This is a genomic window from Rubrivivax gelatinosus IL144, assembly GCF_000284255.1.
Taxonomy (GTDB): Bacteria; Pseudomonadota; Gammaproteobacteria; order Burkholderiales; family Burkholderiaceae_C; genus Rubrivivax; species Rubrivivax gelatinosus_A.
The window spans coordinates 92,256-105,946 of record NC_017075.1 but is presented as its reverse complement, the minus strand read 5'-3'; the positions used below and the strand labels follow the sequence as shown (position 1 = coordinate 105,946).

11 protein-coding genes are annotated in these 13,691 nt (G+C 72.2%); 5 read left to right on the top strand and 6 right to left on the bottom strand.

Annotated features, from left to right (window positions below; genetic code table 11):
* Positions 1 to 13 precede the first annotated feature (13 nt).
* Positions 14 to 1,144, bottom strand: a complete 1,131-nt coding sequence (tgt, locus tag RGE_RS00485; protein WP_014426337.1) for a tRNA guanosine(34) transglycosylase Tgt — start codon at positions 1,142 to 1,144, stop codon at positions 14 to 16.
* 14 nt (positions 1,145 to 1,158) lie between these two features.
* A complete protein-coding gene (gene queA / locus RGE_RS00480; RefSeq protein WP_014426336.1) occupies positions 1,159 to 2,193 on the bottom strand; it encodes a tRNA preQ1(34) S-adenosylmethionine ribosyltransferase-isomerase QueA in 1,035 nt (344 codons plus the stop codon).
* Between the two features lie 74 nt (positions 2,194 to 2,267).
* Here queA and recG point away from each other — a divergent pair, with 74 nt between their 5' ends.
* Positions 2,268 to 4,307, top strand: a complete 2,040-nt coding sequence (recG, locus tag RGE_RS00475; protein ID WP_014426335.1) for an ATP-dependent DNA helicase RecG — start codon at positions 2,268 to 2,270, stop codon at positions 4,305 to 4,307.
* A gap of 14 nt (positions 4,308 to 4,321) precedes the next feature.
* Positions 4,322 to 5,137: a pyrroline-5-carboxylate reductase gene (gene proC, locus RGE_RS00470; RefSeq protein WP_081528187.1), complete on the top strand. Its 816-nt coding sequence runs from the start codon at positions 4,322 to 4,324 to the stop codon at positions 5,135 to 5,137.
* Between the two features lie 3 nt (positions 5,138 to 5,140).
* Here the strand turns inward: proC and ubiA are convergent, their stop codons facing one another.
* The gene (ubiA, locus tag RGE_RS00465) at positions 5,141 to 6,025 is read right to left on the bottom strand and encodes a 4-hydroxybenzoate octaprenyltransferase (protein WP_014426333.1); all 885 of its coding nucleotides are present in this window, start codon (positions 6,023 to 6,025) and stop codon (positions 5,141 to 5,143) included.
* A 209-nt stretch (positions 6,026 to 6,234) separates the two neighbouring features.
* Between ubiA and RGE_RS00460 the strand changes: the two genes are divergently transcribed.
* The 3 genes from RGE_RS00460 to RGE_RS00450 are packed head-to-tail and all read left to right on the top strand — an operon-like array spanning position 6,235 to position 9,562.
* On the top strand, positions 6,235 to 7,497 hold the full coding sequence (locus tag RGE_RS00460) for a putative DNA modification/repair radical SAM protein (protein WP_014426332.1): 1,263 nt from the start codon (positions 6,235 to 6,237) through the stop codon (positions 7,495 to 7,497).
* Positions 7,494 to 8,963, top strand: a complete 1,470-nt coding sequence (locus RGE_RS00455; protein ID WP_014426331.1) for a UdgX family uracil-DNA binding protein — start codon at positions 7,494 to 7,496, stop codon at positions 8,961 to 8,963. Before RGE_RS00460 ends, RGE_RS00455 begins: the two co-directional genes overlap by 4 nt.
* On the top strand, positions 8,960 to 9,562 hold the full coding sequence (locus RGE_RS00450) for an alpha-ketoglutarate-dependent dioxygenase AlkB (RefSeq protein ID WP_014426330.1): 603 nt from the start codon (positions 8,960 to 8,962) through the stop codon (positions 9,560 to 9,562). Before RGE_RS00455 ends, RGE_RS00450 begins: the two co-directional genes overlap by 4 nt.
* Here RGE_RS00450 and RGE_RS00445 read toward each other — a convergent pair whose 3' ends face one another.
* The 3 genes from RGE_RS00445 to RGE_RS00435 form a co-directional block, all read right to left on the bottom strand.
* Positions 9,563 to 11,203: a peptide chain release factor 3 gene (locus RGE_RS00445; protein WP_014426329.1), complete on the bottom strand. Its 1,641-nt coding sequence runs from the start codon at positions 11,201 to 11,203 to the stop codon at positions 9,563 to 9,565.
* 126 nt (positions 11,204 to 11,329) lie between these two features.
* Positions 11,330 to 11,833 carry a Dps family protein gene (locus tag RGE_RS00440; protein ID WP_014426328.1) on the bottom strand — a complete coding sequence of 168 codons (504 nt, stop codon included), beginning with the start codon at positions 11,831 to 11,833 and terminating at the stop codon, positions 11,330 to 11,332.
* A 290-nt stretch (positions 11,834 to 12,123) separates the two neighbouring features.
* Positions 12,124 to 13,665, bottom strand: coding sequence for a methyl-accepting chemotaxis protein (locus tag RGE_RS00435; RefSeq protein ID WP_014426326.1), 1,542 nt, complete (start codon positions 13,663 to 13,665; stop codon positions 12,124 to 12,126).
* Positions 13,666 to 13,691 lie beyond the last annotated feature (26 nt).

Sequence of the window (13,691 nt, the reverse complement as noted above, 5' to 3'; positions counted from 1 at the left end):
CCGGAGCGCGGCGTCAGCCGACGCCGCGCGCGCGGTCGGCGCGGAACTGCTGGCGAAAGGCCTCGAAACGGCCTTCGTCCAGCGCTTCGCGAACCTCGCGCATCAGGTTCAGGTAGTAGTGCAGGTTGTGGATGCTGGCCAGCATCGGGCCCAGCATCTCGCCGCAGCGGTCGAGGTGGTGCAGGTAGGCGCGGCTGAAGTTGCGGCAGCAGTAGCAGCTGCAGGTCTCGTCGACCGGACGGTCGGACGCGCGATGTTTGGCGTTGCGGATCTTCAGGTCGCCGAAACGCGTGAACAGGTGGCCGTTGCGCGCATTGCGCGTCGGCATCACGCAGTCGAACATGTCGACGCCGCAGGCCACGCCCTCGACCAGGTCCTCGGGCGTGCCGACACCCATCAGGTAGCGCGGCTTGTGTGCCGGCAGCCGGTGCGGCGTGTGCGCCATGATGCGCAGCATCTCGTCCTTGGGCTCGCCGACGCTGACGCCGCCGATCGCGTAGCCCGGCAGGTCCATCTCGACCAGCGCCTCCAGCGACTCCTGGCGCAGGTGCTCGAACATGCCGCCCTGGACGATGCCGAACAGCGCGTTCGGGTTCTCCAGCCGCGCGAACTCGGCGATGCAGCGTTTCGCCCAGCGCCGGCTCAGCTCCATCGACGCGCGCGCCTCGGCTTCGGTCGTGATGCGGCCCTTGGTCTCGTAGGGCGTGCACTCGTCGAACTGCATGACGATGTCGGAGTTCAGCACCGTCTGGATCTGCATGCTGACTTCGGGCGTCAGGAACAGCTTGTCGCCGTTGACCGGCGAGGCGAACTTGACGCCCTCCTCGCTGATCTTGCGCATCTCGCCCAGGCTCCAGACCTGGAAGCCGCCGCTGTCGGTGAGGATGGGCTTGTCCCAGCCTTCGAAGCGGTGCAGGCCGCCGAAGCTCTGCAGCACGTCGAGCCCCGGGCGCATCCACAGGTGGAAGGTGTTGCCGAGGATGATCTGGGCGCCGGCTTCCTCCAGCGAGCGCGGCAGCACGCCCTTGACGGTGCCGTAGGTGCCCACCGGCATGAAGATCGGCGTCTCGACGACGCCGTGGTTCAGCGTCAAGCGACCGCGGCGCGCGTGGCCCTCGGTCTTCAGCAGTTCGTATCGCAGCATGGGATGGGGAAAGGTCAGGCGCGGCGCTCGAGCAGCATCGCGTCGCCGTAGCTGAAGAAGCGATAGCGCGCTTCGACGGCATGGCGGTACAGCGCGTGCATGTGCTCGAAGCCCGTGAACGCGCTGACCAGCATCAGCAGCGTGCTCTTGGGCAGGTGGAAGTTGGTGACCAGCAGGTCGACGACGCGGAACTCGAAGCCCGGGCGGATGAAGAGGTCGGTGTCGCCCGCGCCGGCTTCGAGCGCGCCGCCGATCGCCGCCGACTCCAGCGCCCGCAGCGTCGTCGTACCGGCGGCGACGATGCGCCCGCCGCGCGCACGCGTCTCGCGGATCGCCTCGACGGTGGCGGCGTCGACCTCCCAGCGCTCGCGGTGCATGCGGTGCTCGTCGAGGTTCTCGGCACGCACCGGCTGGAAGGTGCCGGCGCCGACGTGCAGCGTCACCGCGGCGCGCTTCACGCCGCGCGCGTCCAGCGCCGCCAGCACGCCGGCGTCGAAGTGCAGCGACGCGGTCGGCGCGGCCACCGCGCCGGGGCGCGCGGCGAACACCGTCTGGTAGCGCTCGACGTCCTCGGCCGCGTCCTCGTGCGTGATGTACGGCGGCAGCGGCACGTGGCCGTGGCGCTCCAGCAGCACGAAGGGGTCGTCGGGGAAGCGCAGGTGGAACAGCGAGCCGTCGACGCCGTCGCGGCCCAGCACCTCGGCGTCGAAGGCGTCGGCGAAACGCACCGTCGTGCCCGGGCGCGGCGACTTGCTGGCGCGCAGGTGGGCCAGCACCTCGTGGCCGCCGAGCACGCGTTCGACCAGCGCCTCGACGCTGCCGCCGGTGGGCTTTTCGCCGTGCAGCCGGGCCTTGATGACGCGGGTGTCGTTGAAGACCAGCAGGTCGCCCGGGGCCAGCAGCTGCGGCAGTTCGCGGAACACGCGGTCCACCGGCAGCGCGCCGCGGCCGTCGAGCAGGCGCGAGGCGCTGCGTTCGGGGGCCGGGTGCTGGGCGATCAGCTCGGGCGGGAGCGGGAAGTCGAAATCGGAGAGGGAGTAGGAAGTCATCGTGCAGGCTGTACCGGCCTGGAGTCGCGACGGGGTCGATTGTTCCATGCCCTCGGCAGCGACAATCCCGGGCCATGTCGGAAACCGCACGCCAGAGCACGAAATCGGCCCCGCAGCGGGCGATGGAGCGCCTGGGCCTGCTGCGCGACATCGACCTCGCGCTGCACCTGCCGATGCGCTACGAGGACGAGACGCGCATCGAGCCCGTCGCCGCACTGCACGACGGCGACACGGCGCAGGTCGAGGGCGTCGTGCGCCATTGCCAGGTCGAGATCCGCTCGCGCCGCCAGCTCGTCGTGCGCCTGGCCGACGACAGCGGCGAGCTGACGCTGCGTTTCCTGCACTTCTACCCGTCGACGCAGAAGCAGCTGGCGGTCGGCAGCCGGGTGCGCGTGCGTGGCGAGGTCCGCGTCGGCTTCCTCGGCCGCGAGATGGTGCATCCGACGGTCAAGCGCGTCGACGAGCACACGCCGCTGGCAGCCTCGCTGACGCCGGTCTACCCGGCCAGCGCGCAGCTGCCGCAGGCCTATCTGCGCAAGGCCGTGGCCGCCGGCCTGTCGCGTGCGCCGCTGGACGAAGTGCTGCCGCCCGGCGTCGTGCCGAGCGGGCTGCCGCCGCTGCGCGAGGCGCTGCGCCTGCTGCACCACCCGCCGCCGGGCATCGCGATGGGCGCGCTCGAAGACCACAGCCACCCGGCCTGGCAGCGGCTGAAGTTCGACGAGCTGCTGGCGCAGCAGCTGTCGCAGCTGCAGGCACGCCTGGAGCGTTCGCGCCTGGCCGCGCCGGCGCTGCGCGACAGCACGCTGCCGGCGCGCCTGCGCACGGTGCTGCCGTTCACGCTGACCGCGGCGCAGGAGCGTGTCGTCGCCGAAATCGACGCCGACCTGGCGCTGGCGCAGCCGATGCACCGGCTGCTGCAGGGCGACGTCGGCTCGGGCAAGACCGTCGTCGCGGCGCTGGCCGCGGCCACCGCGATCGGCTCGGGCTGGCAGTGCGCGCTGATGGCGCCGACCGAGATCCTCGCCGAGCAGCACTTCAAGAAGCTCGTCGACTGGCTGCTGCCGCTCGGGCTGGAGGTCGCCTGGCTGACCGGCAGCCGCAAGGGCAAGCAGCGCCAGGCGATGCTGGCGAAGATCGCCTCGGGCCAGGCGGCGCTGGTCGTCGGCACGCACGCGGTGATCCAGGAGGACGTGGTCTTCGCGCGCCTCGGGCTGGCCGTCGTCGACGAGCAGCACCGCTTCGGCGTCGCCCAGCGTCTGGCGCTGCGGCGCAAGCTGGAGCTGCAGGCACTGGAGCCGCACCTCTTGATGATGAGCGCCACGCCGATCCCGCGCACTCTGGCGATGACCTACTTCGCCGACCTGGCGGTCAGCACGATCGACGAGCTGCCGCCCGGGCGCACGCCGGTCGTCACCAAGGTCTTCGCCGACGACAAGCGCGAGCAGGTGGTGGAGAAGATCCGCGACGAGGTCGCGCGCGGGCGCCAGGTCTACTGGGTCTGCCCGCTGGTCGACGAGAGCGAGCACATCGACCTGCAGAACGCGACCGCGACGCATGCCCAGCTGAGCGAGGCGCTGCCGGGCGTGTCGGTCGGCCTGCTGCACGGACGCATGGCCGCCGCCGACAAGGCTGCGACCATGGCCGAGTTCTCGGCCGGGCGCATGCAGCTGCTGGTGGCGACGACGGTCATCGAGGTCGGTGTCGACGTGCCCAACGCCAGCCTGATGGTCATCGAGCACGCCGAACGTTTCGGCCTGGCCCAGCTGCACCAGCTGCGCGGGCGCGTCGGCCGCGGCGCGGTGGCCAGCGTCTGCGTGCTGCTCTACACCGCGCCGCTGTCGGCCACCGGCAAGGCGCGGCTGCGCGCGATGGCCGAGACCACCGACGGCTTCGAGATCGCGCGCCGCGACCTCGACATCCGCGGCCCCGGCGAGTTCATGGGCTCGCGCCAGAGCGGCGACGCGCTGCTGCGTTTCGCCGACCTGGCCGAAGACGACGCGCTGCTGGAGCGCGCCCGCGAACTCGCGCCGAAGCTGCTGCGCGAGCAGCCGGCGGCGGCGCGTGCGCACGTGCAGCGCTGGCTGGGCGGCAAGGCGGAGTTCCTCAAGGCATGACTACACTGCCCCGCATGAACCCCTCGAACATCGCCTTCATCGGCGGCGGCAACATGGCCGGCGCCTTGATCGGCGGGCTGCTGAAGAGCGGCCGTGCGCCGGCGTCCATCCTCGTCGTCGAGCCCTTCGCGGCGCAACGCGAGCGGCTGCAGCGCGAGTTCGGCCTGGCGCCGCTGGCCGAAGCCGGCCCGGCGCTGGCCTCGGCCGGCATCGTCGTCTGGGCGGTCAAGCCGCAGCTGTTCCGCGACGCGGCGGCGCCCTGCGCGGCGCACGTCGGCGGCGCGCTGCAGCTGAGCGTGATGGCCGGCGTGCGCAGCGACGCGATCGCCCGCGCCAGCGGCAGCCAGCGCGTCGTGCGCGCGATGCCGAACACGCCGGCGCTGATCGGCCGCGGCGTCGCCGGGCTCTACGCGCGCGACGCGGTGACGCCGGACGAACGCGGCGCCGTCGAGGCGCTGCTGGCGCCGACCGGGCGCACGGTCTGGGTCGAACGCGAAGCCGACCTCGACGCGGTGACCGCGCTGTCGGGCTCGGGCCCGGCCTACGTCTTCTACGTGCTCGAGGCGATGATGAAAGCCGGCGTCGAGATGGGCCTGCCCGAAGCCCAGGCACGCGCGCTGGCGCTGGCCACCTTCGACGGCGCGACGGCGCTGGCCGAAGCCTCGCCGCTGCCACCGGCCGAGCTGCGCGCCCAGGTCACGTCCAAGGGCGGTACGACCTACGCGGCGATCACCTCGATGGAAGCCGACGGCGTCGGCCCGGCCGTCGTGCGGGCGATAGCCCGGGCGCGGGAACGCGCGCGGGAACTGGGCGACGAGTTCGGCGGCTGAGGCTCAGCGCATCGCCAGGTCGACGACGACCCCGGCGAAGACCGCGAAGCCCACCCAGTGGTTGACGCGGAAGGCGCGGAAGCAGCCTTCGCGGCTGCGCTCGCGGATCATCGACCAGTGCCACAGCGCCTGCGCCGCGGCCACGGCGATGCCGAGCAGGAACCACTCGCCCAGGCCCAGCGAGCGCCCGACGACGGCCCAGATCGCGAGGAACAGGCCGTAGAAGGCCATCACGCCGGAGACGTCGAAACGGCCGAGCGTGATCGCCGAGGTCTTGATGCCGATCTTCAGGTCGTCGTCGCGGTCGACCATCGCGTACTCGGTGTCGTAGGCCAGCACCCAGAACAGGTTGCCGAGCAGCAGCCACCAGGCATGCGACGGCACGGCGCCGAAGGTCCATTCCTGGCCGCCCTGCGCGGCGGCGAAGGCCATCGGGATGCCGAAGCTGAAGGCCACGCCCAGCACCGCCTGCGGCATCGAGACGAAACGTTTGGCGTACGGATAGACCAGCGTCACCGCCAGGCCGAAGAAGGACAGCAGGATCGTCGGCGGGTTGGTCGTCAGCACCAGCAGGAAGGAGACGAAGGCCAGCGCCGCGCCGACGCCCAGCGCGTCGGGCACGCCCAGCGCGCCGCTGGTCACCGGGCGCTGCGAGGTGCGTTTGACGTGGCGGTCGAACTCGCGGTCGGCGACGTCGTTGATGCAGCAGCCGGCGCTGCGCATCAGCACCGTGCCCAGCGTGAAGACGGCGATCAGGTGCAGACCGGGGAAGCCGTCGGCGGCGATCCACAGCGCGGCCAGCGTCGGCCACAGCAACAACAGCCAGCCGGCCGGGCGGTCCCAGCGGATCAGGTCCAGGTAGAGATTGAAGCGGCGCGCGGCGATCACGACGGCGATTATCCGGCGAGCCGCGTGCCTGCCCGCGACGGCGATGAGGGCGGCTCGCCAGCGCAACCCTGGGGACAGACCGCCGAAGGCGGTCAGGGGAGCGGCGATGGCATGCGCGCCGACGCCGATCCGGGTCTCCCGGTCGGCGTCGGTAGCCCCCTCGGGGGGCGGCCGCCAGGCGGCCGGGGGTGCTGTATATTCATACAGTCATGGAGCTATCGAAGAAGCTCGCGATCCTCGCCGACGCCGCCAAGTACGACGCGTCCTGCACCAGCAGCGGAGCCGCCCCGCGCGACTCGCGCGGCGGCCGCGGCATCGGCTCGACGGCACCGATGGGCATCTGCCACAGCTACACACCCGACGGCCGCTGCGTGTCGCTGCTGAAGGTGCTGCTGACCAACTACTGCGTCTACGACTGCCTTTACTGCGTCAACCGGGTCACGAGCAACGTGCCGCGCGCGCGTTTTCGCATCGACGAGATCGTCGCGCTGACGCTGGACTTCTACCGCCGCAACTGCATCGAGGGCCTGTTCCTCAGCTCGGGCATCGTGCGCAGCCCCGACTACACGATGGAGCAGCTCGTCGAGGTGGCGCGCCGGCTGCGCGAGGACCACGACTTCCGCGGCTACATCCATCTGAAGACCATCCCCGACGCCAGCCCCGAACTGCTGGCCGCCGCCGGCCGCCACGCCGACCGGCTGAGCCTGAACGTCGAGCTGCCGACGCCGCAAGGCCTGGCGACGCTGGCGCCGCAGAAGGACGCGCTGGCGATCCGCGGCGCGATGGGCCGGCTGCACCGCCGCATCGAGGCCGCGAAGGACGCCGCGCGCGAACGTGCCCCGGTCTCGCTGCCCGGCGCCCCGGCGCGGCGGGCGGCGCCGCCGCGTTTCGCACCCGGTGGCCAGAGCACGCAGATGATCGTCGGCGCCGACGCCAGCGACGACCGCACGATCATCACCACCGCCGCGACGCTGTACCGCGACTACCGGCTGCGCCGCGTCTACTACTCGGCCTTCAGTCCGATCCCCGACGCCGCACGGTCGCTGCCGCCGGTGGCGCCGCCGCTGGTGCGCGAGCACCGGCTGTACCAGGCCGACTGGCTGGTGCGCTTCTACGGCTTCGGCCACGACGAGATCGTCACCGGCGGCGACGGCATGCTGGCGCTCGAACACGACCCCAAGCTCGCCTGGGCGCTGGCGCACCGCGAGCGTTTCCCGGTCGACCTGAACACCGCGCCGCGCGAACTGCTGCTGCGCGTGCCCGGGCTGGGCGTGCGCACCGTCGAGCGCCTGCTGCTGGCGCGCCAGGGCCGCCGCCTGCGCCACGCCGACCTGAAGGCGCTGCGCGTGCCGCTGGCCAAGGCCCTGCCCTTCGTCGTGCTCGCCGACCACCGGCCCGGCAAGGCGCTGGAGGCGGCCACGGCGCCGCGCGCGGCGCAGCAGCTCGGGCTGTTCGACGCCGCGCCGGCATGACGCGCATCGAACTGGCGCACGAAGCCGACTTCGACGGCTTCCGCAGCGCCGCGCGCGCGCTGCTGGCCGCCGGCACGCCGCCCGAGGCGGTGAGCTGGCAGGTCGCCGGAGGCGCCGACGCCGATCTCTTCGTCGCCGAGCCCGCGCCCGCGTTCATGGCGGCCGACGCACCGCCCCTGGCCGTGCCGGCGGCCTTCGTCGCGCTGGCCGAGCTCGTCGTGCAGCACGCCGACCCGGCGCGTTTCACGCTGCTGTACCGGCTGCTGTGGCGGCTGCAGCGCGAGCCGGCGCTGCGCCGCGACCCGCTGGACGCCGACCGCCACCGCGCCGCCGCGATGGCCCAGGCCGTGCGCCGCGAGCAGCACCACATGGAAGCCTTCGTGCGCTTTCGCAGCGCCCCGGGCGCCGACGGCGAGCCCTGGCAGATGGCCTGGTACGAGCCGGCGCACCACGTCGTCGACGCCGTCGCGCCCTTCTTCGCCCGCCGCTTCGCGACGCTGCGCTGGAGCCTGCTGACGCCGCGGCGCAGCGCGCGCTGGGACGGCGAGCGCCTCGCTTTCGGCCCCGGCGCCCGCCGCGAAGACGCGCCCGGCGCCGACGCCGGCGAGTCGCTCTGGCTCACCTACTACGCCAGCACCTTCAACCCGGCGCGGCTGAACACGCGTGCGCTCGACCAGCACCTGCCGCGCCGCTATCGCGAGCACCTGCCCGAAGCGGCGCTGATTCCGGCGCTGACGGCCGAGGCCGGCGCACGCACCCAGGCGATGCTGGCATGCCCGCCCACCGCCGCGGCACGGCGCTTGCCGATTTCGCCCATGGCGCCGCGACCCGAACCCGCGCCGCCGGCGGCCGGGCGGCCGGCGCGCCGCATCGCGCTCGAAGCGCAGCGCGACGCCGCCTCGGTCTGCCGCGAATGCCCGCTGGGCGCGCTGGCCACGCAGACCGTCTTCGGCGAAGGCCCGCTCGACGCGCCGCTGATGCTGGTCGGCGAACAGCCGGGCGACCAGGAAGACCGCCAGGGCCGGCCTTTCGTCGGCCCGTCGGGGCAGCTGCTCGACCGTGCACTCGTCGCGCTCGGCTGGGACCGTTCGGTGGCCTACGTCACCAATGCCGTCAAGCACTTCAAGTACGAACCGCGTGGCAAGCGCCGCATGCACAAGACGCCGGCGCAGCGCGAAGCCGACGCCTGCCGGCACTGGCTCGAAGCCGAGATCACGCTGGTGCGGCCGAAAGCCGCGATCGCGCTCGGCGCAACTGCGGCGCGCCAGCTGCTCGGCCGCCAGGTCGCCGTGATGCAGGAGCGCGGCCGCTGGCTCCGGCGCGACGACGGCCTGGCGGTGCTGGTGACGCTGCACCCGTCGGCGCTGCTGCGCGGCGACCCGGCCGAACGCGAGAGCGCCTGGGCCGCCTGGCTGGACGATCTGCGCGCCGCCGACGCGGTCGCCCGCGGCGAAGCGCCGCCATGAACACGCCGCTGTCGACCGCGCAGCCGGACCTGTTCGGCAGCGCCGACGTGCTGCCGCCGGGTTTCGTCTTCACGCCCGGCTTCGTGACGCCGGCCGAGGAGGCGGCGCTGATCGCGCTGGCCGCGACGCTGCCCTTCGCCGAGGCGCGCTATCACCAGTACACGGCGCGCCGGCGCGTCGTCGCCTGGGGCTCGGCCCGGCACGCGATCACCGGCGACGAGCCCAAGCGTCAGCCGCTGCAGGCGCTGCCGCCGCTGCTGCAGGCGTTGCGCACGCGGCTGGGCACCTGGGCCGGCCTGGCGGCCGACGAGATCGTGCAGGTGCTGATGTCCGAGTACCGCCCCGGCACGCCGCTTGGCTGGCACCGCGACGCGCCGCAGTACGAGCTGATCGCCGGCGTCTCGCTGGGCGGGCCGGCGCGGTTGCGCTTGCGGCCCTGGCCACCGGAGAGCGGCGACCGCAACGAGGTCATCAGCCTGGACCTGGCGCCACGTTCGGCCTACCGCATGAGCGGCCCGGCGCGCTGGGGCTGGCAGCACGGGCTGCCGCCGGTGCCGGCGCAACGCTGGTCGGTGACGATGCGCAGCGCGCGGCGCTGATCAGCCTTCGAGCTGCTTCTGGAAGACCAGGCCCGCGTGCTCGCGCAGCGCGTGGAACTTGATCTTCGGCCAGTTCTCCTGCATCGCCCGCAGTTCGCCGGCGTATTCGAGCAGCACGCAGGGCGCGTCGACGGCGTCGAGCGCGACGCGGTGCGAGTTGCCGTCGATGAAGCGCTTCAGTTCACGCTCGCCGCCGTCGGCCTCGTCGCAGGTGACCCAGCGCGCGACGTTGTAGCGCGCCGGCATGATGCGCGCCTTCACGCCGTACTCGTGCTCCAGGCGGTGGGCGACGACTTCGAACTGCAGCTGGCCGACGGCGCCCAGCAGCAGCACGCTGCCGGCGACCGGGCGGAAGACCTGGATCGCGCCTTCCTCGCCGAGCTGGGTGAGGCCGGCGCGCAGCTGCTTGGTGCGCAGCGGGTCGGCCACTTCGACGGCGCGGAACATTTCCGGCGCGAAGAAAGGCAGGCCGGTGAACTGCAGGCTCTCGCCTTCGGTCAGCGTGTCGCCGAGCTGCAGCACGCCGTGGTTCGGGATGCCGATGATGTCGCCGCCGAAGGCCTCTTCGAGCAGCTCGCGGCGCTGCGACAGGAAGCTCACCACCGTGTTCGGCCGCAGCTCCTTGCCCGAGCGCACGACCTTCAGCCGCATGCCGCGCTCGAAGTGGCCGCTGGCCACACGCAGGAAGGCGATGCGGTCGCGGTGCGCCGGGTCCATGTTGGCCTGGATCTTGAAGACCACGCCGGTGAACTTGGGCTCGCCGGGCTGCACCTCGCGCTGCAGCGCCGGGCGCGAGCCCGGGGCCGGCGCCATGTCGACGAGCGCGTCCAGCACCTCGCGCACGCCGAAGTTGTTGATCGCCGAGCCGAAGAACATCGGCGTCTGGCGGCCGGCCAGGAACTCGGCCTCGTCGAAGCCCGGCGCCGCCTCGCGCACCAGCTCGACCTCGCTCGCGGCCTCCATGTAGGGGCTGCCGAAGCGCTCCTCGAGCACCGGGTTGGCCAGGCCCTCGATGATCTCGTCGTCGTTCGTCGCACGCTCCTCGCCGGGCGAGAAGACACGCATCTGGTCCTTGCCGAGGTCGAGCACGCCGCCGAAGAACTTGCCCATGCCCACCGGCCAGGTGAAGGGCACGACGCTCATGCCGAGCTCGCGCTCGATCTCGTCCATCAGGTCCAGCGGCTGCCGGACCTCGCGGTCCATCTTGTTGACGAAGGTGAGGATCGGCGTGTTGCGCGCGCGGCAGACCTGCAGCAGGCGGCGCGTCTGCGGCTCGACGCCGTTGGCCGCGTCGATGACCATCAGCGCCGCGTCGACCGCGGTCAGCACGCGGTAGGTGTCTTCGGAGAAGTCCTGGTGGCCCGGGGTGTCGAGCAGGTTGATGACGCAGTCGCGGTACTCCATCTGCATCACCGACGAGGCCACCGAGATGCCGCGCTGCTTCTCGATCTCCATCCAGTCGGACGTGGCGTGGCGGCTGGCCTTGCGCGCCTTCACCGAACCGGCGATCTGGATCGCGCCGGAGAACAGCAGCAGCTTCTCGGTCAGCGTGGTCTTGCCCGCGTCGGGGTGGCTGATGATCGCGAAGGTGCGGCGGCGGCGCACTTCGTGTTCGATGCGGGTCTGGGTCTCGGCGGACATGGGCGGGCTTTCAGGCGAACCGCGAATTATCGTCGGCGCGGACGAAAAAGCCCCGCCCGAAGCCGGCCTGGGCCGGCCCCGGCGGGGCCTCGTTCGCGGTGGGGCGGCCCTCAGCGGGCCGCGGGCTCACTCTTCGAGCAGCGAGCGCAGCATCCAGGCGGTCTGCTCGTGCACCGTCAGGCGCTGCGTCAGCAGGTCGGCGGTCGGCTCGTCGCCGGCGGCGTCGGCCAGCGGGAAGATGCTGCGCGCGGTGCGCGCCACGGCTTCGTGGCCTTCGACGAGGATCTTGACCATCTCCAGCGCCCTGGGCGGCGTGGCCGGCACGTCGGGCACCGTGGCCAGCGCGCCGAACTGGGCGTACGAGCCCGGCGCCGGGTGGCCCAGCGAGCGGATGCGCTCGGCGATCGGGTCGACCGCGTTCCACAGCTCCGTGTACTGGGTCATGAACATCGTGTGGAGCGTGTTGAACATCGGCCCCGTGACGTTCCAGTGGAAGTTGTGCGTGGTCAGGTACAGCGTGTAGGTGTCGGCCAGCAGCTTGCTGAGGCCACCGGCGATCGCGCCGCGGTCCTTGTCGCTGATGCCGATGTTGATCGCCGGCGCGCCGCCGGCGGCTTTCTTCTTCGCCATTCGCTCTCTCCTGAAGGGGACGGTTTCCCTGCGGACTCTACCGAAGCCGCGTGACGGTGTCGGTTCGGCCCGATCAAGACTCAGGCAATGGGCCAGCGCCCGCTGGCCAGCACCGCCAGCCCGAAGGCGACGATCGCGCCACCCAGGCCCTTGCGCAGCCGCTTCAGCGTCGTGTTCATCTCGTACTCCTTGCCAGGTCCGGAAAACCGGAGACGGCTTCAGCGTACGAGCGGCGGCCGCCGCGGGCCAGTTGATCGTCTCGAAGGCGGCGATAGCGCCGCCGGGCGCCGCTACAGCCGGAACAGCTGCACGGAACGTTTGAGCGTCTCGGTGCGCTGGTACAGCGCCTGCACCGCCGTGGCGGTCTGCTGCACGAGTTCGGCATTGGCCTCGGTCATGCGGCCGAGCTCGCTGACCGCGCCGTTGACCTGCTCGATGCCCGAGGACTGCTCCTCGGCGGCGCGCGTGATCGCCTGAATCATCTCGCCGACGCGCTGCACCTCGCCGACGGTGCGGCCGATCGTCTCGTTGGCCTCGCCCATCTGGCGCGCGCCGTCGGCCACCTGCTCGACCGAGGCCATGATCAGGCCGCGCACGTCCTGCGCCGCGTTGGCGCTGCGCTGCGCCAGTGCCCGCACCTCGGCGGCGACGACGGCGAAGCCGCGGCCCTGCTCGCCCGCGCGGGCCGCCTCGACGGCGGCGTTCAGCGCCAGCAGATTGGTCTGGAAGGCTATGCCTTCGATGATCTGGACGATCTCGGTGACGCGCCGCGACGAGGCCTCGACGGCCTGCATCGTCGCGCCGACGCGCTCCATCGCCTGGCCGCCGTCGGTGGCGACGGTCGCCGTCTGCTCGCTCTGGCGCAGCACCTCGCCGGCGGTGGCCGCGGCGTGGCGCACGGTGCCGGCGATCTGCTCCATCGACGCGGCGGTCTTCTGCAGCGCGTCGTGCTGGGCCTCGGTGCGCTTGGACAGGTCCTCGCTGCCGCGCGCGATGCCGGCGGTGGCGCTGGCGGTGCCGGCGACTTCCTGGCGCGCGTCGCTGATCGCCGCGCGCAGGTTCAGCTGGATCTGCGTCAGCGCGCGCGTCAGCCCGCTCAGCGGGTGCGGGTGCACGTGTTCGATCGAGGTCGTCAGGTCGCAGCCGGCCAGCTCCTGGGCGAAACGTTCGGCCTCGTCGAGGCGGCGCTGGATGTGGCGGCGAAAACCGTAGGCCGAGACGGCGACGGCCGCGATGCCGACCGCCGCGGCCACCGGCAGCGGCGCGACGGTGGCGACGCCCAGCGCCAGCGCGAGCTGCGCCGTCATCACGGTGGCCAGGCGCGTGGCCAGCGACATGCGGTGCACGCGCCCGGGCAGGTCGCGCCAGCCGACCCAGCGCACGCGCCCGGCGTGCAGACGGAAGGTGGCGCGGCCCGATTCGCGTTCGGCGGCAATCCTGGCGTACAGCGCCTCGGCGGCCTGGACTTCCTCGCGCGTGGGCTTCAGCCGCACCGAGAGATAGGCCACCGGCTTGCCGTCGTGCATCACCGGGGTGACGTTGGCGCGCACCCAGTAGTGGTCGCCGTTGCGGCGCCGGTTCTTGACGATGCCGGTCCAGGGCCGGCCGCGGCCTATCGTCTGCCAGAGGTCCTTGAAGGCCTCGGGCGGCACGTCGGGGTGGCGGATCAGGTTGTGCGGCTGACCCATCAGCTCGTCGTAGGCGTAGCCGCTGACTTCGACGAAGCTGCTGTTGCAGTGCGTGATGCGGCCCTGGGGGTCGGTCGTCGAGACGATCAACGCATCGGCCGGATAGTCGTATTCCTTCTGCGTGACGGGCAGGTTGACGCGCATGGCGGACGGTCCTCTCTGATGTTCTG